General features: G+C 37.7%; 15 protein-coding genes. 5 read left to right on the forward strand and 10 right to left on the reverse strand.

The genetic code is table 11. From position 1 onward, the window contains the following. Positions 1–4: 4 nt before the first annotated feature. A complete protein-coding gene (locus J1905_RS12025) occupies positions 5–1,351 on the reverse strand; it encodes a hypothetical protein (protein WP_214227492.1) in 1,347 nt (448 codons plus the stop codon). A gap of 444 nt (positions 1,352–1,795) precedes the next feature. Next, complete coding sequence (locus tag J1905_RS12030; RefSeq protein WP_214227493.1) at positions 1,796–2,248, reverse strand: hypothetical protein; 453 nt, start codon at positions 2,246–2,248, stop codon at positions 1,796–1,798. 96 nt (positions 2,249–2,344) lie between these two features. Here J1905_RS12030 and J1905_RS12035 point away from each other — a divergent pair, with 96 nt between their 5' ends. Beyond that, positions 2,345–3,646, forward strand: coding sequence for a thioredoxin family protein (locus tag J1905_RS12035; RefSeq protein ID WP_214227494.1), 1,302 nt, complete (start codon positions 2,345–2,347; stop codon positions 3,644–3,646). A gap of 14 nt (positions 3,647–3,660) precedes the next feature. On the opposite strand, the gene J1905_RS12040 is transcribed toward J1905_RS12035, so the two are convergent. Beyond that, positions 3,661–5,829: a hypothetical protein gene (locus J1905_RS12040; RefSeq protein WP_214227495.1), complete on the reverse strand. Its 2,169-nt coding sequence runs from the start codon at positions 5,827–5,829 to the stop codon at positions 3,661–3,663. 123 nt (positions 5,830–5,952) lie between these two features. On the opposite strand from J1905_RS12040, the gene cls reads away from it, so the two are divergent. After that, complete coding sequence (gene cls / locus J1905_RS12045) at positions 5,953–7,404, forward strand: cardiolipin synthase (RefSeq protein WP_214227496.1); 1,452 nt, start codon at positions 5,953–5,955, stop codon at positions 7,402–7,404. 9 nt (positions 7,405–7,413) lie between these two features. On the opposite strand, the gene J1905_RS12050 is transcribed toward cls, so the two are convergent. The 5 genes from J1905_RS12050 to J1905_RS12070 all read right to left on the reverse strand — a co-directional run bounded on the left by J1905_RS12050 (position 7,414) and on the right by J1905_RS12070 (position 15,386). Continuing rightward, positions 7,414–8,259, reverse strand: a complete 846-nt coding sequence (locus J1905_RS12050) for an endonuclease/exonuclease/phosphatase family protein (RefSeq protein WP_214227497.1) — start codon at positions 8,257–8,259, stop codon at positions 7,414–7,416. 30 nt (positions 8,260–8,289) lie between these two features. Then, positions 8,290–10,086 (reverse strand): RagB/SusD family nutrient uptake outer membrane protein, encoded by a 1,797-nt coding sequence (locus J1905_RS12055; protein WP_250318084.1) that lies wholly within the window; start codon positions 10,084–10,086, stop codon positions 8,290–8,292. Positions 10,087–10,113: 27 nt separating this feature from the next. Further along, positions 10,114–13,638, reverse strand: a complete 3,525-nt coding sequence (locus tag J1905_RS12060) for a SusC/RagA family TonB-linked outer membrane protein (RefSeq protein WP_214227498.1) — start codon at positions 13,636–13,638, stop codon at positions 10,114–10,116. Positions 13,639–13,755: 117 nt separating this feature from the next. After that, the gene (locus J1905_RS12065) at positions 13,756–14,751 is read right to left on the reverse strand and encodes a FecR family protein (protein ID WP_214227499.1); all 996 of its coding nucleotides are present in this window, start codon (positions 14,749–14,751) and stop codon (positions 13,756–13,758) included. A 68-nt stretch (positions 14,752–14,819) separates the two neighbouring features. Next, positions 14,820–15,386 carry an RNA polymerase sigma factor gene (locus J1905_RS12070; protein WP_214227500.1) on the reverse strand — a complete coding sequence of 189 codons (567 nt, stop codon included), beginning with the start codon at positions 15,384–15,386 and terminating at the stop codon, positions 14,820–14,822. Positions 15,387–15,528: 142 nt separating this feature from the next. On the opposite strand from J1905_RS12070, the gene J1905_RS12075 reads away from it, so the two are divergent. Further along, the gene (locus J1905_RS12075; RefSeq protein WP_214227501.1) at positions 15,529–16,920 is read left to right on the forward strand and encodes a glycoside hydrolase family 140 protein; all 1,392 of its coding nucleotides are present in this window, start codon (positions 15,529–15,531) and stop codon (positions 16,918–16,920) included. A gap of 13 nt (positions 16,921–16,933) precedes the next feature. Here the strand turns inward: J1905_RS12075 and J1905_RS12080 are convergent, their stop codons facing one another. Then, positions 16,934–17,626: a Crp/Fnr family transcriptional regulator gene (locus tag J1905_RS12080; RefSeq protein ID WP_214227502.1), complete on the reverse strand. Its 693-nt coding sequence runs from the start codon at positions 17,624–17,626 to the stop codon at positions 16,934–16,936. Positions 17,627–17,868: 242 nt separating this feature from the next. On the opposite strand from J1905_RS12080, the gene J1905_RS12085 reads away from it, so the two are divergent. Then, positions 17,869–19,749, forward strand: a complete 1,881-nt coding sequence (locus J1905_RS12085) for a chloride channel protein (RefSeq protein ID WP_214227503.1) — start codon at positions 17,869–17,871, stop codon at positions 19,747–19,749. On the opposite strand, the gene cobA is transcribed toward J1905_RS12085, so the two are convergent. Then, a complete protein-coding gene (gene cobA / locus J1905_RS12090) occupies positions 19,746–20,516 on the reverse strand; it encodes a uroporphyrinogen-III C-methyltransferase (protein ID WP_214227504.1) in 771 nt (256 codons plus the stop codon). The genes J1905_RS12085 and cobA overlap by 4 nt on opposite strands. Before the next feature lie 272 nt (positions 20,517–20,788). On the opposite strand from cobA, the gene nirB reads away from it, so the two are divergent. Continuing rightward, the gene (gene nirB / locus J1905_RS12095; RefSeq protein WP_214227505.1) at positions 20,789–23,302 is read left to right on the forward strand and encodes a nitrite reductase large subunit NirB; all 2,514 of its coding nucleotides are present in this window, start codon (positions 20,789–20,791) and stop codon (positions 23,300–23,302) included. The last annotated feature ends 5 nt before the right edge of the window (positions 23,303–23,307 follow it).

Genomic DNA, 23,307 nt, shown 5'->3' on the forward strand with positions numbered 1-23,307 from the left:
GCTGTTACTCAATTAAAATATTAATAGCAGCAGGGAAAAGTCTTTCCGGATCACCAAACAAAGCAAGGCTCTCTGCCATTGTACCTACGTTAGGCTTCAATTTTTTGTTACTGATAAGCTTATCATTGTAATAAACCAAAACAGGTTCGGCGAAATTAACTCTATCAATATATAGCTTAACATTACCTTTAACCCTGCCTTTAACATTCGAAGAACTTACCTGGTAAGTATTTCCCTTTTTCTCTACATAGAATTTCCTTTCGCCAGTTTTAGAAAGCCCATCTAATCTTAAATAACCAAACCCCTTTCTATAAGTAATTGGCACGTTAGGTTCGCCACCATAAATACTGTCCACTTGTGCATAATATACCATGCTTAAGGTATCTGGATAGGGTTTTCTGCTAAACTGCTTTAACCAAGGCGCAGTTCTAAAATAATCAATTCCATGTCCACGGCCAATTTGTATTTCTACTTCATGCTTAAATTGTCCCGGATTCTTTGCTGCTGCACTATCCAAAAGTTTCTTCCAGTCTCTTCCGTTCTGTACGCGTCCGTAAGCATAGTCTTTCTCGCCAACTTCAATATGAAAAGCTGTATTTCTTAAATTCTCGATAGGCTCCTGATCTGCCCATACCGGCCCAGCCATAGGTCCTGCCCCAGCAAAGTAATCTGCGAGAAAAATCCCCATTCTGAAACTGCCATACCCTCCTTCAGAAATCCCCATTATGTAAGTCTTATTGGCATTTACATCGCCAGAAAGCACTGCAAGCTGCCAGGTTCTAATCCATGCGGCTATAGCTGCGCTATGATACCATCGCCCTCTTCTATCATCTGGCATTCGAGGGATAAAATACATGCTCGGACTATCCTGATACTTTGCACCTAAAGATTTAGCAGCCTTCCATTCAGAATCATTTGATGGTGAAGTCCACGGCCCAGATTCATCTGGAAAACAACCTCCACCGTGTAAATTGATATAAAGCGGATAGCCACCATTTGGCTTATTGCCTTTCTTACTCATTGCGAAAAGCATTTTTTTTTGATCTGGTAATTGCCAGATTAAGGAATCTTTAGTAGAGTTGTCGCTTAGATTAGCCCATGTTTTGAGACGTTCAGCATTGGCCTTTTTCCACGAACTCCATAAGAGTGCTTGGTATTTAATGATCTCATTTGCTGGTATTGTCCTTTTATAGTACTCGCTTGGCGGATTGATGAGGCTATCTTTTTCTATTGTAGAAGAAAGGTACTTAGTAAGGTCATTTTCGTATCCGCTGGTTGTTTCTTTTTTAACTGATTTACAGGCGCCAAATAGGCAAATTAAGGCAAGAGCTGCTAATATTTTTTGATTCATTTAGTTGATTTTACTTTTTAGATCGGTTTTTATTGTCAGGTTGTTCAAAAACGTATAATCGCCATCATAGATACTAATCACCATCCTGTCCTACACACTTTTATACAACTAAATAAAAAAAGCATAAACAACCAAATTTCAGGAACAATATTTAATCTGGTTTGTTAAGTTGAATACATTAATCCAAATTACAATGGAAAAATTTAGAATTGAAGTAGCCGGTAGTCGGCACTTTGGACAGTTTTTTGAGATTAAGGCCCTCGATAATGAACGATTCCAAATCTTTAATGATCGACACGAAAGAATCGGGACAATTGAAATAGACAACGATGATCGAGATCATTACCGACAAAGCATGGATTGCAAAGTAGATCTTCCCTTACTTAATTCAATTAGAGACAGTATACTTCTTCATCAAGAACTGCTTACAAAATAATTATCGGCTTAATGATTTGATTTTATCGCATTTTGCAGATGCATAATCTCATCAAACTCCACTTTTGCAACAGGATAACCTTTCAAACTTTGCTGAACCTGATAAACTTTATTAGACTGTTCATTTAAAGCTGCCAACTTCCCATAATTTTTTAAGAAAATAATACAATTTTCTCTTAAAATTTCCAGCTCTTCAAATTTTTTCATATTGGTATAAAATGCAGGATCTTTAATTCCGGGCAATAGGGCTCTTTGTGCTAATATCCTCCAATACAGGATAGAAGAATTGACCTTGCCGACTACTTTTTCGGCTTGTTCCAGCTTTGTTAACGCACTATTATACTGACCTGCATGATAGCTCTTTTCGGCTTCCTTTATTCTGGTTTTAGCAGATATGGATTGCCCCATACTGGCGATTGTAAGACAAGTAAAAATCACTAGTAAGTTTAGAAACTGTTTCATTAAATTATTTTTCCAAATGTATAACCAGATTTTTCATTCTACCATAGAATAGAAAAATTTAATACCTTGCAAACATCCTAAATTATTTAACGCTCCATGAAAAAGATTATCCTATTATCATTTATATTTTTTAATGTACACTTATCTTTTTCTCAGATTAAGTTCCAAAAAAGCCTATCTGATGCTGTAAAACAGGCATCAAGTACCAAAAAGTCTATTTGTATTCACATCACAATTCCGGTATATGCTAAGGGCACTAAAAGTATTATGGATCAAGTCAGTGTATCCAGTTTCTACAATAAAAACTTTATCAATTATAAGGTTGAAATGATGGATAGTGTGGGTCGTGAATTGATTAACAAATATGGGGTAACCGTATTTCCGGCCAGTGTTTTTATTGATTATAAACAAAACCTGATTCTTAAAACATCAACAGGCAACAATGCAGAAAACGCCCTTAATAATGGAAAAACAGCACTTATACGTAAAAATTCAGGAATAATGCTTTCCACTCATGAGGAAAAGTATGCAAATGAGAAGCACAACGCCAAATTGATAAAGAACTATATTAACCTAAGAATGGAGGCCGGAATATTCGATAACGCAAAGCTAATTGACGAGTATGTGGACTATAAAACCATAGGTGAGCTTAATGACCCAAATGAAATCATACTCATTCTTAGGTCTGGTGCATACGCTTTCGGAAAGGCTTTTAACATCAATGGTTTAAACAAAACAAAAACTGATAGTGTATTCATGACGCTTCCTCTGCAAGAGCGAATAGACATTAATGACAGAATTATTAACAACACTCAAAACGAGGCTATCAGAACCAAAAACATTGCAATGGCGCCAGCAGCAATGAATTTCACCAGAAACACCTGGAGTCATAATTACAATGAAGGCAGCAAACAGTCTCAACTAAAGATCCTTAATTATTACAAGGCAGTAAAAGATACAGCTAATTACTACCCACAAACATCGTATTTTGTGGATCAATATTACATGAGGGTAAACGCAGATTCCATTAGATTTCAAGATCCATCAATATTGGGAAAAATGCAAAGTAAAGTACCCACATTTAATCAGCCATCTCCTTCAAATGCCAACATCCCAGATTTGCTTAATAATGCTGCATGGGATTTTTATGTATTAGGAACTCGCAATAAATTGTATTTAAGCAAAGCCTTTTTATGGGTAAAAAGGGCGATTGATTTAAAACAGAATTTTCAATATTATGATACTTTAGCGCAAATATTCTACCGCATGGAATTCTATGATGAAGCGCTTATCAATCAGAATAAAGCTATTGATATGGCAATAGAGGTTGGCACTTCCCTAAGCCTCATAGAATCTTTAAAATCTACAGGGCAAAAAATAAAAGAAAGAAAACTGTAGCTGATTTAATCATATTACCAGCTACAGTTTACTTTTATTCCATCCGGACTATTATCAAAACCAAGATAAAGTGTTTTTGAGCTTTCATCCCAGGATGAATTTACATTAGCTAATTCTTCTCCTGTATTGCTCGTAACACTACTCTTTAAAGGTTTAGCAGGCAACAAAATACGCATGCTGTTTTCTGTTTTAGCTGGGCTTTTACATACAAAAGAATAGGTTCTACCATTTCTTGTTTCATCATATACTCTTGATGCTGAAGCTAAAACCATCGGTTTGGATTTATCCTTTATGCGTTTTACATTATACAATAATGCCTGCTCTCCCGGATTAATAACTTTCTCAGAAAGTACCGGAAGTTTTGGATCGAACAGATCAATTACAGGCCCTCTAATTTTATATGGTTCTTTACTTACCGATTCATCCATTACAGAAACTATATCATATGCTCCTCTTTGTAAATAAAGATTGTTTTTAAATGATAGCGCGCCTGCTTTTGCGTCATGTTCATAAGCATGTTTAACCAACTCCAGATAGCTATTTGCTGAGTTTGCATTTAGCACAAATTCTTTAGGGTTTTGTTTAATTAAATAAACAGCTCCCTTACCTACCGACAGTTTTTTACCCTCTTGAGGCTGTATATTCATTAGGCTAAATAAATGATCTGAAGGAACTTTAAACTGATTACCTTTAGTATTCCACCACTCCATTACCGACTGATAAGGATCATCATCGCGTCCGCAATAAACCAGAACACCACCATTTTTGACCCATTCCCCAATGTATTTATGTACATCTGCAGAAACAGGTTTCATGTTAGCATAGCTCACCACCAACACCTTTATATCTTTAAGGGTTCCTTTAAACGACAGGTTTTCCATATGGACAGTTTGTACTGGAACGCCATTTTTTAACAAAGGCAATGTTTGACCGTAGAAATTAGAAAACTGCGGATCATCGTATCCTTTATGGTCTGGAAAGCGCTGAAACATTAGGCTATTACTCATCAACACACCAACACCATTTTTACCGGTAACCTGATTATCTGATAACGGCATATCATTTAAAGCATTAACCATCACCTGCATCTGAGTGGAATAATACTTAGGAATTAGCACAGCTTCGGTACTGTTGGCCAGTTTATAAGGTCTGGTGTAAATACGTTCTGGCCATGGCATTACTTCGTAATTATTTACCATCGGATACAATAATTTGGCTGTAAACGTAGCCTGATAGTTAAGCTTATAATCGCTCCAATCACGTGGCCAATCCTCAATAGGATCAGTTAAAAAGAACATTTTACGGCCTGTAGGCGCAGTCATAGATACCATTGAGCCATATTCTAGAAAGGCATTTTCGAATACGCGTTCCTTTTTTTGCCCATCAAAATATGTAGGCTCCCGGGAGGTTCCTGTCCAAACCTGAGCGATGTACCCATCAATTCCGGGTAATGATGCTAAACTTGCTTCAGGACTTACTATTTGCCACGACGAATAATTAACTAATGAGTGGGTAGCTATGTAAACTTTTATAGACAGCCCTTTAGTTTTTCCATATGATTTGGCGTATGAAGACACGTCTTTAATGGCCTCATAATACAAATGATATTTGAGCTTGCTTGACAAATAGGTATTCTCGGCCGATTCATGTTGAGGTCGCCAATCAAAACCATAATATTTTTTCCACTCTTGTTTAAATACTTCGCTATAACCTGCTCTTGCCCAAAACTCTGGCTCTTCCAGGTAAATTGAGGTTATACCGGCATCAATTACCTTTTTAATGATGGCCGTTTTCATATACTCCAGAAACGACTGAACGGGTACGATATAAGGAACACCTCCCCCATGCCAAATCACGTTTCCGTTTCTTTCCATCTGCCCAATATCCTGATGGTTTTTACCATCCCATTTACCTAAAAAATAGTCCTGATATTCGCCCCATGCTATTCCTGTCATAAAATGGGTTTGATAACCATGGTTCCTCCAAGAATCAACACGTTGTTGAAATGTCATGCCTGGTCTATCGTTTGCACCATAAACTATCGCTATATCAGATCGTACGTCTATTTCGGGCTTCCAGGCGCTTCCAGTTTGGAAAGCCGTTTTTTCTTTAGTTTTTAATTGAGCACTTACAGGTATAGTAATTGCGAAAGAAAATAACGCAAAAAGGGCTAGTCTTTTCATTAATTTGGTTCTTAGGTTTGGTTCTTGTGTGTTGTTACGGTAAATATAAATTATTCATCTGTTTATTGGTCAGGAATTATTAACTTACTGTATATCTATTTGTTTTAACTGCTTATCGCTATTATGGACTGGCTACTGATTTCGGAAATCGTTTACGTTGTTCTTTTAGTCTTTGTTTGTCTACGTATTATATACGACACCAGGAGCACAACTAAAACCCTCGCCTATTTGCTATTTGCCATATTTGTTCCATTTTTTGGGATGCTTTTCTATTTCTTTTTCGGCATTAATTACCTACACAGAAAAATGTACAGCAAGAAGCTTTATGAGAATGATGATCTGGCAAATAAATTCAGACACGAGATTCTTAAATATTCGGAACGCACGCTTAAAGAAAATGGCCATGCTGTTATTGGCAACAAAGAGCTGGCATTTATGATATTGAAGGATTCCATGAGTCCTTTAACTGCTAAAAACTCTTTAAAACTCTTGATAAATGGGGAGCAAAAGTTCCCTGAGGTATTAACAGCCATTAAAAATGCGAAACAACACATCCATATTGAATATTACATTTATGAGGATGATGAAATTGGACAGGCAATTGAACAGGCATTGATTGAAAAAGCCAAAGAAGGGATTACTGTCCGTTTTATTTACGATGATTTTGGCAGCCGCAGCATTCGTAAAAAACTAGTACCCAGATTAATAGAAAACGGCATAACAGCTGTGCCTTTTTTAAAGGTGCATTTTATGCTTTTAGCCAACCGACTTAACTATCGTAATCACCGCAAAATAATTGTAATTGATGGTGTTACAGCTTTTGTGGGTGGCATTAATGTGAGTGATAGATACATTAATCGTAAACCTAATCAGCTTTACTGGCGCGATACTCACCTGCGTATTGATGGCCCTGGTGCGCAGTATTTGCAATATCTGTTTTTGTGCGACTGGAATTTTTGCGCTGAAGAGTTATTGCAACCGAATAAGGAATTTTTCCCTCCAAATCCGCCGCAAGCGGGCGAAGACAATAAGATTGTTCAGATTGCTGCTAGTGGTCCGGATTCGGAATCACCAACTATTTTATTTTCTATTCTTCAGGCCATTAATCTGGCAACTGAAGAAATATTGATTACCAGTCCTTATTTTATTCCGGGCGAGAGTTTACTCGATGCATTAGTTATTGCTTCGTTGAGTGGGATTTCCGTTAGGCTTTTGGTGCCTGGCGTTTCGGATTCTATACTTGTAAACTCAGCAGCGAGATCGTATTACGATGATTTACTTAAAGCTGGTGTAGAGATTTATCAATATCAGAAGGGTTTTGTACATGCTAAAACAATGGTTACCGATAAGAAAATAGCAATAGTGGGTACTGCGAATATGGATTTCAGGAGCTTTGACCTCAATTTTGAGGTTAATGCAATTGTGTATGATAGCGCGATTGCAACTGAGCTAACTGATATTTTTTATGAGGACATTAAAGATGCACTAAGGATTGATCCGGTGTTATGGGATGAGAGGCCTATGTATAGGAAGTTACTTGAAAAAGCAGCGAGGTTACTATCCCCGCTGCTTTAAGTTGTTTTATTATTTTGTCAACGTTACATTTACCAAAATTGGGAAATGGTCTGAAACGAATTTACCGTGGTAAGTATCGGTTAGTATGCCCCATTTATCAGCTTTAAAGCCTTTGGTAACAAATACATGGTCGATAATTTCGTAACCATCTACACTTTTACCCCATGCATTAAATGATGAATTATTAGCATAAGGATATTTAACCTGAGTATAAGTATCAGTTAATAAGCCTGAATTTGCCAATGTTAAATACCATTCGCTTTTTTGGCCACCATTTAAATCCCCTGTGAAAATAGCCGGAGAATTACCTGCAATTTCGCTGATCTTTTTAACTATCAGTTTTCCGCTTTCTACACGTGCAATTTTACCCTGGTGATCAAAATGTGCATTAAAGAAGTAAAACTTTTTACCGCTCTTAATGTCTTGAAGATGTACCCAAGTACAGATGCGGTTACAGCAAGTAGCATCCCATCCTTTTCCCGGTTTATCAGGAGTTTCTGACAACCAGAAATCACCTTTAGCAAGTAACTTAAACTTGTCCTGACGATAGAAAATTGAAGAGTGCTCACCAGCGTCTTTACCATCATCACGACCTAAACCATAATGTGCGTATTCTGGTAATAGCTTACTCAAATCGTCTATCTGATTTTTTAATCCTTCCTGAATACCGAAAACATCGAAATCATGAAAACGTAATAGATTTGCAGCCACAGGAGCCCTTTGAGCCCATCTGTTTCCTTCATCTCCGGCGTTATCATAACGAACGTTAAAGGATCCAACAGTAAATTTTTGAGCAAATGCACTCATGCTTATAATGACAAGAAATGCGGATAATAGAAGATGTTTTGTTTTCATTATATAATTTTAAAATGATCAATATACGATTTATTTACCTACCCAATCCGGGTGTTGTTTGAGATTTGTATTAAACAACAAGTCGGCTTCCGGTGTAGGATAAACGTAATGACGCTGTTCAAATATTCGTTTTGTATTGATAAGCCAGGTTAATTCTCCTGAAGTGTCTTTCGATAAGCGTAATGGATTTACCTGTCCGTTAACGGTTTGTGCAACGTTAATATAATTCACTTTTGCAACGGGATTGGCTGGCATTACCTGATAAAAACATACATCAAGTACACCATCGCCATTCAAATCCATTGGTACGTTAAGTTCTGGAACATAAAAGCCATTCCAGGTTTTTGTCATCAGATCACCTTTCTTCCATCTAACAATATCATCAAAACGCAAACCTTCAAGCGAAAGCTCAATACTACGCTCTCTACGGATTTCTAATAACGAAGGATCACTGATTAGAGGAAAATAATTGTCTTTAAGATATGAATCGGCAACAGTCGGTTTAGCGGTTAAGCCACCTGTTATTCCTGCCCTTTGGCGTAATGCACCGATTGTTTTGATCCAATCTGCATCATTAAATGAGTTAAGTTCAGCTTTTGCTTCAGCATAGTTTAATAATACCTCTGCATAACGCATTAAGGAAATAGAATTGATATTCTGACCACCACCGTCATACTTAACATCATCAAGAACCCATTTAATTGGCTGATAACCTGTATATGTATATGAGAATATTGGAGGAGCAGCCTCAGGAGTACCACCGTTTATTCGTTTATAATCGCCCATACGGATGGTTTGTTGTAGTCTTTTATCTCTTCCTTGAACTTCATCTTTAAACACCATCGTTTGGTAATCGGCTTTATCTGTAAATGGCGTTCCATCAATGTTTAAGTAAGTGTTTACAAACATTCGTGTAAAGCTGATCCTTGAACCATAGGTAGCACTTGTCCACCACCAGTTTGCATCATTGTAAATTGCAAGGTTGGCATCTGTAACAGAGGCTAACATTACCTCTGTAGCTACCGGAGCAGTACTGATAAATAGGTTTCTGTAGGCTAAATCTACACCGCCAGCTGTATTTAATGCAAAGCCACCTTGTTTCATTACTTTGTCTGCCGCATCCACAGCTTGCTCAAGCCATTGGTTCGAAGTACTGGCCATACCTGCTTCGGTATGGTATTTTCTCCAGGTTCCTTCGTAAAGACAAATTCTTGATTTGAACCCTAATGCTACATACTTAGTAATTAATGAACGTGAATTATCACTTGTTCTGCTGATGTTTTCGCAAGCAAAGTTTAAATCTGCTAAAACTGAATCCATTACTAAACTACGGGTATCTTTTCCTTTGTAAAGATCAGGATCATCAATCTTAAAGGTTTTGTTAATCCATGGTACATCTCCAAACCTTCTTACTTTTGCATAGTAAAAATAAGCTCTAAAGAACCTGGCTAAAGCGGTGTATTGCAACCTTACAGAAGGAGACAATGCCGGGCCTTTATTGTTTTCAAGAAAATAGTTGATGTTTCTAAGGTCTTTCCAGTCCCATCCGTTACTTTGACGTGGTCCAAAAGCACCTTCAATTAAAAAATCAGGAGCCTGGCTACGCGCTGCATAATCCGACATGGCATCGCCTTTATGTGCATCTGATGCACTTGGCAACATTTTATAAAATGAATTTGCATAAAGCTCTAACCCTTTTTCATTGCTAAATACAGCTTCATTGGTTGCTGTATCTACAGGCGTCTGATCGAGTTTTTTACATCCCGCAAAAATGAATGCAGTGGAAGCAAACCATAAAAAGAATTTCTTCATATTGATATTTTTCATAATACTGTTGTATTGTTCTTATCCTGATTAAAAAGTTGCTGATAAACCTAAACTGAAACTTTTAAGTATCGGATAATTGTTCCCGTTACCGGAATTGCTATCGCCATTAAGTACTGAGTCAGATTTACCAATACTCTCTATATCAAGATCTTTAGTAATCTTATATAAAGGCGACCATGACCATAAGTTTTCTCCGGTCAGGAACACCCTTACATTACTTAATCCAGCTTTTTTTACAAATGTTTGAGGGATATTATAACCGATTTGAAGGTTTTTAAGTCTGATATAGGCAGCGTTTTGTAGGTACTTAGTTTGAACCTGAGCCAAAGTTGCTGAACCATTTTGAGCTATATATCCTCTGTATCTTGGGAAATAAGCATCCGGATTTTCTTCTGACCAGATGTTACCAATCTGTGATTTTGGAACCTTATTGTATGGACGGTTGTATTGTCCCCAGAAAGTACCGTTTTCGGTTCCCGGATACCAATCCATTTTACCTACACCCTGGAAGAATGAGCTAAAGAAGAACCCTTTCCAGTCGGCACCTAGTGAAATACCATAAGTATAGCGAGGAGTAGAGTTTCCAATCACCTTTCTATCACCTGGATTACCAACGGTTTTACCTCCGTCATTGATTTCATTATTGCCATCTAAATCTTTAAATTTAATATCACCAGGCAGGCTCTTTCCGGTATTTGATGATTTATACAATACCTGCTTTGGAGAATTAAGAATATCTTCGGCAGAAGTATAATAACCATCGGTTACAAAACCCCAGATTTCGCCAACAGTTTGTCCTGCGTAGTAATCAGATAATTTTTGTTCAGGGTTATTGAATTTAAGAATTTTAGCCGTGTAATCAGAAAGCGTTAAACGAACTGAATAGCTAAAAGGTTCAGCATCCAATTCAAATCTGTCATTCCAGGATACTGTTGCTTCCCATCCTTTTGTTTTCAAATCTGCATAGTTTCCTTTAGGAACATCTGTACCGTAAACTGCCGGTAAAGTCATACCTGTAGTAAACATATCTGTAGTTTTGCGGATATATGCATCACCACTAAAGTTTAAACGGTTGTTTAAGAATGCGATATCCAAACCAAAGTTTTGTGTGGTTGAAGTTTCCCAGGTTAAACCATCAGGTATTACTCCTGGTTGACCTGTATATTGTGGACGAACACCACTTAACACTCTGTCTAATTGCGAAATACCAAATTTCTCCATAAAGGCGTACGAAGCAATGTTACCATTACCCAATGAGCCATAAGAAGCTCTGAATTTCACATCTGTGATTGCTGCAGGGCTGATATTCCAGAATGGCTCTTTACTTAATCTCCATCCTGCTGAAACTGAAGGAAAGAATGCGTAACGCTGACTGGCAGGAAACTTTGATGATCCATCGTAACGACCATTAAATTCGAAAAGGTAACGATCTTTAAATGCATAGTTCACACGGTAAAAACCGCCTAAAACAGCCCACTGATCGTAACCACCACCAGTTGTAATAGACTGGCCTAAAGCAAGGTTAATATCTTTAGCATCTTCAAAGATTAACCCATTACGTACAGCTTCTAAACGTTTGTAGTTAGATTGTTCATAGTTGTAACCTGCAAGAACTTTCACATAATGATCTTTACTAAACTGAGGCTCGTACTCTCCATAAATATTGGTAGCCAGATATTCTGTAGTACGGTAAAGTTGTTGTAGATCGTTGTAGTTAGAGCCTACATATTCAATTACCCCCGGTTTTCTGCTATATGGTACCGGAACACGGATTCTGCTTTCGTTATTATTGGTATTCTGGAAAGTAAAATCACCTTTTACTCTAAACTTGTCGTTAAAGAATTTACTACTGAAACCTGTGGTGTTACGGAACACTTTTTTGTTCATATCAATTCCATTCTTTCCATAGTAGAAATCACCAACGGTATAGGCAGCCGATGGAGATAAAGTACCATCAGGATTAAACATTGGCGCTACGGTGTGGCCTTCATCAGCTATGTTTCTCCAAATACCGCCACCTTCACCAACGTTAACCGGATTGTGGTATTTTGAAGAAGAGTAATCTGCGTTATTGTACATTTTTAACCATGGGTACAGTTCGATAGATCCCTTAGCTCTGATGTTATACATCTGATAATCATCGGTATTGTACCGAAATAATCCACCTTGTTTGAATGATCTTCCAGACACATAAAAATCAGTTTTCCCACTACCGCCTGATAATGAGATATTTTGATCTGTAGCTGAGTTATGGCTTTTATACAATTCGCGATACCAATCTGTATTGTCGTAATAAACATATTCTCCGTTACCATTTACTTCGTATTTTGGTAAACTTGGATCTTCTGATCTGCGCTTAAGTTCTGCTAAATAATCCTGAGAAAACTTAACTGTTTTATTGATGTTTTGAGGAGTTTGCGAGTAATCATTCCAAGCAGACCATGCCTCATTAAACATACTTGCAAAAGTATAACCGTTGGTTACATAGTCTGGAACAGTAGTTGGTGTTTTAACAGACTGAGTAATACTGTAATTAATGGATGTTCTTTCTTTTGCAGGATTCTTAGTGGTAATTAACACTACACCAAAGGCACCTCTTGCACCATAAATTGAAGCAGAAGCAGCATCTTTTAGCACAGTAACACTGGCAACATCATTTGGGTTTATTCTCGAAGGATCACCTTCTACTCCATCAATTAGAACCAATGCATTACCACCCTGACCAATTGAAGTTGTACCCCTAACATTATAGGCCGGTGATTGAATTGGCTTACCATCAGCAATGTTAAGGTTTAAGTTAGGGATCATACCTTGTAAACCTTGTGCAAGATTAGGTACCGAACGGTTTTCTAATTGCTTAGAAGTGATTTGATCAACCGCACCTGTTGCGTTTTCTCTTTTTTGTGTACCATAACCTACAACTAATACTTCATTTAAAGTACCGATTTCTGCAGTTAATGAAATATTTAAATTGGTAGTTTCTCCTGCCTTTACTACTACTTTGGTCTGTGTAGAAGGACTATAAGAGATAAAACTAACGTTTAAGGTATAAACACCAGGAGCAACGCTAATACTATAAGTACCATCAGGATTGCTTTGTGTACCGGTGTTTAATTCAAGAACTTTGATGTTAGCCCCAGGAAGTGGTTCACCTTTTTCATCAACAATCTTCCCGCTAATTTTTCCTGGGTTCTCGTTTTTAATTAAGGTAATAGTTCCTTTAACTTCTTCTCTGAAAGTAAGACCGGTTTCATCAAAAATAGACTTTAAGATCTCTTCTATTTTTTCATTACTAAAATCTTTCTCGCGGGTTCTGAAACTTTTAAGTTTTAGGTACGCCGGATCGTAGGCAAAATCGACTCCACTTTTGATTTGCAGTTTTTCTATTGCACTGAGTAGGTTCTCATTTTTAAAGGCAATATTGACTCTTTTATTTAAGACCTGGCCAGTGGAATTGTTTGCAAATATTATTTGTGTACTGGCGATTACAAAGGTGTAAATGAGCAATGTATAACGCATAATTTTCTGCATTAGCAGTAAATGTTTTTTCATATATTTGATATATTATTGATAAATAAGACTCTACATGATCCAACAGACAGAGGGTCGCAAACTACTTCCTGTTGAATTTATCAATCCGGGTCTGCTTCAGATCCGGTTTTTTTATTTCTAGTATAACACTACTTCATTTCCTATCCTCCTATATCTATTTTGGTGTACTGAACAGATTATTTTCATTGTCTGATCCAGAGAACGAGTAGATCGTATTTGTAGATTATATTGATAATTTGCAGTGGCGCTTTTATTACCTCTTAGAACTACGCCATAGTGAACTCTCATCACTTTGGCTACCTCAGTAAATGAAGCATGGTTCAGGTCGGTAACCTGCACATACCAGGCATTATGTTCGCGTGTAGCAAAATCTGCTGTTTTCCACTTATTTGTTTTGGAATTATAGCTTAATCGTTTACCTGGGAGTAAACGACCGAATACCTTTTTACTATCGCTCACCTCTACCTTACCTTCACTTACACTAACCTCAGTGATGGCCTTTGGTTGAGTACTTACGGCAAACTTGGTTCCGAGTACACGTGTTATAATTTGTGTGGTATGAACTACAAATGGGTGCTTTGGATCCTTAGTCACTTCAAAAAAGGCCTCTCCCTGATCTAAGAAAACAGACCTATCTGAATAAATTGGTTCACCTGAAGCTTTTAATGCATATTCAGCTGGGATACGCAGTTTTGTATTCGGATTCATTTGAATTACCGACTGATCAGCCAAAACTACTTTCTTATATTCTCCTGCTTTTGTTTCTACAATATTAAAGCTTTCGCTTTCTACACCTTTCTTAAAATCATTCGATGGTCTAAAGAATTTCTTACCAATAAGTAGTGCCGGTAAAATTAATGCCAGTACTGCCGCATACTTATAGTACTGCTTAAACAATGAAATCTTTTTACCTTTTGTGTGGTCCCTGCTATTTAAAATGGCAGTTTCCATTTCGGCTCTGATCGTTTCCTCTTTTCTGGAATCAGAAAATTCCTGCATTGCAAGTTCATCATCGTATGAAGCATACCAATTCTCGACGATTTGTTTTTCGTCTTCATTTGCCACTCCATTGACATAACGCTCTAATATTTTTTTGAACTGCTCTGATTCCAAACTAGTGTCTCTTTCCTATAAGTAGTTTGAAACACCTCAATCTACTTTTAGAAATTGTTAAGTTTGTATTAACTAATCTGTCGCTCGGGGAATTTTTCGCTTAATCTCTTCCTGATCCTTCTCATAGCTTCACTAATATGATTTGAAACCGTTTGCTCAGCAAGGTTTAGCTTCTCCGCTATTTCTGATGTAGAATGATGTGCGTGCTTAAGCAGGTATGCATGGCGCATTTTTTCGGGAAGGCTTTTTACTTCTACCTCAATAAGCTTTTCTAAATCCAGATAATCGGATAGTTCATTAATAGAAAATGATGCCTCTTCGAACTTTTTTAGGGTATAGTCAAAAACACGTTCTTCTATTTTTTCTGACCGGAAGTACCCCAGTACCTGCAATTTAACCGCCCCCATTAAAAACTGTTCGAGGGTAGTATTAATTGTTATTGTTTCTTTTCGTTCCCAGATATTGATAAAAACATTCTGAACGATGTCTTTTGCAGCCTCTTCATCCTTAATACGATTTAGCACATGCACATAAAGCTTTTTCCAATATAGATCATACAACAGGTCATAAGCTGAAGTATCACCCAGCTTAAGTTGTCGAACTATTTCCTCATCTTTTCTTTCTACCTGAAGCATGCCCAAAATTAGAGTTCCAATATGAACAGTATGTTAACTCCTCCATTTCCTTAATGATTTAAGTATGCCAATCGCGAATGCTATTATAGTGGCTTATTTTAGTATCATTAATACTTATATTGTATCGACCAAATAGAACAATATGAAAAAAGTACACTGGTATCTTCTTTTATTATTCATTTCAACAAACTCTTCCGTAGCTTACAGCCAAAAAGCAAGTCCCGGGAATACAAAAATGCAGCGACTTCGTGTATCTGACAATCATCGATTCCTTGTGTATGCTGATGGAAAGCCTTTCTTTTATCTTGGAGATACTGCCTGGGAAATGCTACATAGACTAACGCTTAAAGATGCAGAAATCTATATGGACAACCGAAAATCCAAAGGCTTTACTGTACTTCAAACGGTGGTACTAGCCGAACTGGATGGTATTAATGAACCAAATGCAATGGGACACAAACCACTAAAAAACAATGACATTTCAGAGCTTAATGAAGATTACTTTAAAGACGTAGATGCATTTATTCAATTGGCTGCCACTAAAGGTCTGTACATAGGTTTGTTACCACTTTGGGGTGATAAAATATTTAAAAGTACCTGGGGAACGGGGCCTGAAATTTTTAATGTCCAAAATGCAAGGGAATACGGAAAATTTTTGGGTAATAGATATAAAAACCAACCCAATATTATATGGATATTGGGTGGCGATCGTAATCCACGCAACGATAAGGATATAGCTATTTGGCGCGCATTAGCCGAAGGTATTGCTGCCGGGGCAGGTGGTAATGATAAAACATTAATGACTTTTCACCCTCAGCCAAAAGAAAACGGTGGTTCATCAACTTGGTTTCATAATGATGAATGGTTGGATTTTAACATGTTGCAAACAGGGCATTGCAGGGATGGAAATAATTACGATAAAATCACTTATGATTATAATTTGAAACCTACAAAACCAGTAGTTGATGGAGAACCTCTTTATGAGGATCATCCGGTATGTTTTGATGCAAAAAAGAACGGCTTTTCAACAGCAGATGATATTCGGAAACTAGCCTATTGGCAAGTGTTTGCTGGTGCTCTTGGGCATACGTATGGATGTCATGATATATGGCAGTTTTATGCTCCTGGTCGCGAACCAATAAATTTAGCCAGACATTATTGGAAAGAAGCAATGGATTTACCCGGTGCACAGCAAATGGGATATGTGAAAAAGCTAATACAATCTCAATCGATGCTGGACCGTATCCCTGATCAAAGTCTAATTTCAGGTGATAACCCTAAAGACGGTACGCATTGCAGTGCTACCCGGGCAAATGACGGACATTACGCCTTCATTTACACTCCTACCGGACGCAAATTAACCGTAAACACGAGCAACTTGAAAGTAAAGCGTGCATTTAAAGCCAAATGGTTTAATCCGAGAACTGGAGTATTTAGCTCAGCTTTTAGAATCGATAGAAAGCCGGAACTTACCTTTACTCCTCCAACCAGTGGAGAAGCTTTAGATTGGGTGTTGGTATTAGAAAATGGTTAGTAGTACTTTACTCTTAGTCGGTAACGCCTACAATCTCCGAGAGTCGTTTTTCATTTAGTACACGGATGTTTCTGCCAGAAACCTCAATAATCTGATCTTTTACGAAATCGTTACTTACTTTAAATAGGGTTTCGTAGGTTGTTCCAGAATATGAAGCTATGTCCTGTCTGGCCAGCGCCAAAGCAATATAGCCGTTATCATCAACACCAAATTTATGTAACAACGCCAAAATAGATTGCGCTATCCTAGCTTTAACAGACATATGTGCCAAATCGCGCATTGCCCTATGCGAATCCTGAAGTTCATTTGCAAAAAACTGCATTAATTTATAGGTTAATTCGCCGTTTACCTTTAATGTTGTTTCAAAGAAATCTCTCTCCAGATAGCATACCACTGTATTTTCTAATGCTGTAGCTGAAACAGGGTATAAAGGCATTTTCCCTAGTCCCAAATGTCCGATGATATCTTCCGGGCCTGCAAAACGAATGATAAGCTCTTTTTCATTGTCCCATCTTTTATGAACCTTAACAGATCCATGGTACACAAAGTAAATTCCTTTTACCGGATCTCCTTCTTTAAAGAGCGCCTCTCCTTTTTTTACTTCGAAGTTCTTTTTTTGAATTTCAAGTGCAGGTAACCATTCTGGTAAACAGAGTTTACACAGGAAGCAACTTTTAAGATCACATAGATTATTACACTCCTTCATTTTTTAAACCAGTATTTGATGTGCAATAATACCATATAAATATCAAAAGTAAAGAATTAGCGTAATAAAACTGAATTATATTAATATTGCTAAAACAACATAAATATTAAATTATCATACATTATAAAAATAAAAACATTGCATAAACAATATAATTAACTTTTATAACCTATAAAATAACCATACCTTTGTGCCCGTAAATAAAATCATTTACAGTTTATTACTAAAAACTCGTCAGCTAAATGAAAAGACCGTTGCATAAAAACGGGATTCCAATATCCCCCTCCTTAGATTATTTAAACCAACCAACAAATGGTACAAAGAAGGGCTATCTCCAGAAAAAACGTTTACTACAAATCTCTTTACTCTCCATTGGTGTTGCCATTGCCATTAGTCTAATCGCGAAAGTTCTAATCTCTCTGATAGATCTTGTAACCAACATTGCTTTTAACGGAAGCTTTGATTTAAAGTTTAATAGTCCTGCAAACAATCATTTGGGGTTATGGGTGATTATTATTCCTGCAATTGGCGGGGTTCTAGTAGGACTTATGGCGTTATATGGCTCTAAAGCCATAAGAGGGCACGGTATTCCTGAGGCAATGGAGCAGATTTTGGTTAATCAAAGCAAGATTAAACCCTCTATTGCACTTTTAAAGCCCTTATCTTCTGCAATAGCAATTGGAACCGGAGGGCCTTTTGGTGCTGAAGGACCAATAATCGCGACAGGCGGAGCGTTAGGATCTACATTAGGGCAATTGTTTAAAATCACACCTAACGAGCGTAAAATTATACTTGCTGCAGGAGCAACTGCAGGTATGTCAGCCATATTTGGCACACCGATAGCGGCTATTTTCTTAGCGATCGAGCTGTTACTATTTGAATTTTCACCAAAAGCCATCCTACCTGTTGCATTAGCCTGCATAACAGGCGCCGCAGGCCATCAGTTTCTGTTTGAATCTGGCCCCGTATTTCACATGCCTGAACTTAGTTCTCCTTCCAATATGGCTTTGGGCATTTACAGCTTTATGGGCATAATAATTGGTTTTATTTCATTAGGCTTAACTAAAATTGTGTACCACATTGAGGATGCTTTTGAGAAACTACCTATCCACTGGATGTGGTGGCCTGCAATTGGCGGTTTAGCCGTAGGCGTAATTGGATATTTTGCGCCACACACTTTAGGTGTAGGCTACGACAATATCATTAGTGTTTTATCAGGAAAAATACCACTGGCATTATTACTAAGTCTTTGTTTCTTTAAATTTCTCTCCTGGGCAATTGCACTTGGAAGCGGAACATCCGGAGGTACGCTTGCGCCTTTATTAACTATAGGCGGTGCTGCCGGAGCCATACTTGGCTCAATCACACTACTGTTATTTCCAAACTCAGGCATCAGTATTCCTATGGCTGCTTTAGTTGGTATGTCGGCTATGTTTGCAGGGGCTTCAAGAGCTTACCTAACCAGCATAACCTTTGCACTTGAAGCTACCATGCAATCTCATGCGTTATTACCTCTGCTTGGGGCTTGTACAGCATCGTACCTCATTTCCTTCTTTTTTATGGAAAACACCATCATGACCGAGAAAATTGCCAGAAGAGGAATATATACTCCTGACTCTTACGAGCCTGATATCCTACGAAAAATGACTGTTGCCGATGTACTAAAAGCCAATAGTATGGTTGTAAGCACCAAAAACCGCATCAATGAAATAAGGGCGTTCTTTGACCTTAATCCTCCTTTAGAAAATCACTTTATGGTGATGGACGAGGAAGATAACTTTAAAGGAGTGATTACGCTTTCTAGCATATACAATAAAAACCATGATGCGGATGGCCCTATTTCGGAAATTATGGAACAAAGTATACCCGCAATAAAAAGCAACGACAATCTGGCTACGGCCGTAGAGTTAATGTCTAAATGCGATGAAGAGTTTTTGCCTGTTCTATCTACCAAAGAGAAAAACAGAGTAATTGGCTTACTTACATATAAAGATGTACTTACCGCATATAAAATACACCTAAAGGAAAATCAGGAGGCAGGAATTAACCTCTCTTTAAAGCGTCAGCGCATTAAAATACTAGTTAAAGGACGTCAGCTGATCCATAAAGTAAAAGAAAACTAAGCGTACTTATGTACTTCTTGAGCGGCAACGAATTCTGCGGCTTTTACAACATCTCCAATTATTATAATTGCGGGGTTGGTAAGTCCAGAGTTCATTGCAGCCTGAGATAGATCCTGAACCTCACAAATCACCTGTTTCTGATGAGGTAAGGAAGCATTTTGAATTATCGACGCAGGGACAGATCCTCTTCCAGACATTATATAAGCTGCAGAAATCTCCGTCAGCTTTTTCATTCCCATATATATAACTACAGTCGCCTTACTTTTAATTGCAAGTTGGAGGTCTGATGACAAAGAGCCATCCTTTTTTGTACCTGTTACAATCCAGATGCTTTCACTTATCCCACGATGGGTTAATGGTATATCATTTAAGCCGCTAGCCTGCATACTACTAATACCCGGCACATAATGAGATTCAATACCGTGCTCTCGAGCAAATAGTATCTCTTCAAAGCCTCTTCCGAAAATAAAAGGATCACCCCCCTTTAAACGAACAACGTTTCCTCTTGTAAATGCATAATGCTTTATAAGCTGATGAATTGTTTCCTGCGAAGTGCAAAGCCCATATGGTTTTTTACCTACATAAATCCTTTCGCAATCATCAGGCGCTATATCTAACAGCTCTTTGTTCGCTAAATTATCATAAAGTATCACTTTCGCTGATTCTAAAACCTTAAAACCTCTAATTGTCAGCAAATCTGGATCACCAGGGCCAGAACCAACTACATAAAACGTAGGATTGTCTATTTTTTTCTTAAAAACACTCATAAAAACAACAATTAACATTACAAAACCAATTAATAAAATAAATATAGCACATAAATAAATACATTAACACAAAATAACTCATTTAAACACAAAATAATCACAAATAAAACATCATAAAATATAATAAAACCAAAAATAATACAAAATAAACAACATTAATCATGATTTAAATCACATAATTATTATAATAATATAAATTATTGTATATATTTGACTTAAACAAACCACAATTATTAGTCAAACGGAATAAATAACCCAACAAAATCTAAATTATGAATCAAAAAACAGTAGTCGTAATAGGAAATGGAATGGTTGGACATAAATTTTGTGAAAAATTAGCCGCTAAATCAGATAAATTCAGAATTATTGTATTTGGAGAAGAACCACGGAGGGCATACGACAGAGTTCATCTAAGCGAATACTTCAATGGGAAAACCGCAGAAGATCTTTCCTTATCTCACGAGAACTGGTACAATGAACAAAATATCATTCTTCATCTTGGCGATCCGGTAAAAGAAATTGACAGAGAGAACAAAACCATACACTCAAGCAAAGGGCTTATTTTAAACTATGACTACCTGATTCTGGCGACAGGGTCGTCGGCTTTTGTTCCTGATATACCCGGTGTAGATAAAGATGGGGTTTTCGTTTATCGCACCATCGAAGATCTTGAGCTCATTAAAAACTATGCTTTAAACGCAAAAATAGGTTCCGTATTAGGAGGTGGCTTATTAGGCTTAGAAGCTGCAAAAGCATTAATAGACTTAAACCTTAAGGAAACACATGTAATTGAATTTGCACCAAGGCTAATGCCAAGGCAGATAGATAGTGCCGGAAGTCAAATGTTACAGACTAAACTTAGCACACTGGGCTTATCTATATATACAAACAAAGGAACCAGCAGCATAGAAGGTGAAAACCGCATCGAGTATCTAAAGTTTAATGACGGAAGCGAGTTAAAAACAGACATACTTGTAATTTCTGCCGGAATCCGTCCTAGAGATGAGTTAGCTAAACTCTGCGGAATTGAAGTAGGCACCAGAGGTGGAATTCTGGTGAATGAAGCTATGCAAACCAGCGACCCCTCTGTTTTTGCAATCGGAGAATGTGCTTTGTTTAATCATAATATTTATGGGTTAATTGCTCCTGGGTATGAAATGGCAGAAGTAGTTGCTGCTAATCTGTGTGAAGGCGACAAAACATTCAACGGATTTGACATGAGCACCAAGCTAAAGCTTATTGGTGTAGATGTAGCGAGTTTTGGAGATCCATTTATAACTGAACCAGATTCAAGAAGCATCCTATTTGAAGACACTCATAAAGGAATCTACAAACGCATAAACATAAGTAATGATGGAAAATATTTACTTGGAGGTATATTAATTGGTGAAGCAGAAGCCTACAATATGCTACTGCAAACTGTAAACAACAAAATAGCACTCCCTCCTAACCCTGAGGATTTAATATTAGGCTCGCGCGGTGGCAGCTCACAAACCGAAAATGCAGGATTAGCCGGACTTCCGGACGACGCATTGATTTGTAGCTGTGAGGGAGTATCTAAAGGTAGCATCTGCAATGCAGTCTCTTTAGAGGGATGCGAATCGGTAGACGCCATTAAGAAATGTACTAAAGCAGGAACAGGATGTGGAGGATGTATCCCTATGGTAAAAGACCTAATGGTACACACCATGAAAGAAAATGGTAAATACATCAGAAATGTGGTATGTGAGCATTTTCAACTGAGCAGACAAGAATTATATGATCTTATAAAAATACACAACCTTAAAAGTTACGAGCAAGTACTGGACAATGTAGGCAAAGGCGATGGCTGCGAAATATGTAAACCTTTGGTGTCATCACTTCTGGCAAGTATATGGAATGACATGATCCTAAAAAGAGGTAATGATACCGCCCAGGATAGTAACGACAGGTTTTTGGCAAATATCCAAAAAGGCGGCACCTACTCTGTAGTTCCGAGAATTCCGGGAGGAGAAATCAAGCCAGAAAAGCTAGTTATTATTGGAGAGGTTGCCGAAAAATACGGCCTGTATACAAAAATCACAGGTGGACAGCGCATAGATATGTTTGGCGCACACTTAAGTGACCTGCCTTTAATATGGGAAGAGCTGATTGCTGCAGGTTTTGAAAGTGGCCATGCTTACGGAAAAGCACTGCGTACAGTTAAAAGCTGTGTCGGCAGCACCTGGTGTCGCTTTGGTTTACATGATAGCGTAAGCTATGCAATCAGAATAGAAGAACGCTACAGAGGATTAAGGGCTCCGCACAAATTAAAGTCTGCCGTTAGTGGATGTATTCGTGAATGCGCAGAGGCTCAAAGTAAAGATTTTGGAATTATAGCAACAGAAAAAGGCTGGAACCTATACGTATGTGGCAATGGAGGCAGCAAACCTCAGCACGCACTACTTCTGGCTTCGGATGTAGATAGCGATACATGCATCAAATACATAGATCGTTTCTTAATGTTTTACATCCGCACTGCGGATCCACTAACGCGTACCGCTCCTTGGTTAAACAAAATGGAGGGAGGAATTGAATACCTGAGAAATGTAGTTGTAAATGACAGCCTGGGAATGGCAGCGCAATGGGAAATTGAAATGCAAAACATCGTAAACAGCTATCAATGTGAGTGGAAAACAGCAATTGAAGATCCGGAAATAAGAAAAAGGTTCAATCACTTTGTGAATGCTCCTGAAGAAAAGGATCCAAGTATAAAATTTGATGAAATGCGCGGTCAGAAAAAGGCGGCAAACTGGACAACAGCATAACCTAA

Source organism: Pedobacter sp. B4-66 (assembly GCF_018492665.1).
Taxonomy (GTDB): Bacteria; Bacteroidota; Bacteroidia; order Sphingobacteriales; family Sphingobacteriaceae; genus Pedobacter.

Bases quoted from the DNA above. Each gene is read 5' to 3' on its own strand.
- J1905_RS12025 (WP_214227492.1), bottom strand. From the start codon at position 1,351: ATGAATCAAAAAATATTAGCAGCTCTTGCCTTAATTTGCCTATTTGGC.
- J1905_RS12030 (WP_214227493.1), bottom strand. From the start codon at position 2,248: ATGAAACAGTTTCTAAACTTACTAGTGATTTTTACTTGTCTTACAATC.
- J1905_RS12035 (WP_214227494.1), top strand. From the start codon at position 2,345: ATGAAAAAGATTATCCTATTATCATTTATATTTTTTAATGTACACTTA.
- J1905_RS12040 (WP_214227495.1), bottom strand. From the start codon at position 5,829: ATGAAAAGACTAGCCCTTTTTGCGTTATTTTCTTTCGCAATTACTATA.
- cls (WP_214227496.1), top strand. From the start codon at position 5,953: ATGGACTGGCTACTGATTTCGGAAATCGTTTACGTTGTTCTTTTAGTC.
- J1905_RS12050 (WP_214227497.1), bottom strand. From the start codon at position 8,259: ATGAAAACAAAACATCTTCTATTATCCGCATTTCTTGTCATTATAAGC.
- J1905_RS12055 (WP_250318084.1), bottom strand. From the start codon at position 10,086: ATGAAAAATATCAATATGAAGAAATTCTTTTTATGGTTTGCTTCCACT.
- J1905_RS12060 (WP_214227498.1), bottom strand. From the start codon at position 13,638: ATGAAAAAACATTTACTGCTAATGCAGAAAATTATGCGTTATACATTG.
- J1905_RS12070 (WP_214227500.1), bottom strand. From the start codon at position 15,386: ATGCTTCAGGTAGAAAGAAAAGATGAGGAAATAGTTCGACAACTTAAG.
- J1905_RS12075 (WP_214227501.1), top strand. From the start codon at position 15,529: ATGAAAAAAGTACACTGGTATCTTCTTTTATTATTCATTTCAACAAAC.
- J1905_RS12080 (WP_214227502.1), bottom strand. From the start codon at position 17,626: ATGAAGGAGTGTAATAATCTATGTGATCTTAAAAGTTGCTTCCTGTGT.
- J1905_RS12085 (WP_214227503.1), top strand. From the start codon at position 17,869: ATGAAAAGACCGTTGCATAAAAACGGGATTCCAATATCCCCCTCCTTA.
- cobA (WP_214227504.1), bottom strand. From the start codon at position 20,516: ATGAGTGTTTTTAAGAAAAAAATAGACAATCCTACGTTTTATGTAGTT.
- nirB (WP_214227505.1), top strand. From the start codon at position 20,789: ATGAATCAAAAAACAGTAGTCGTAATAGGAAATGGAATGGTTGGACAT.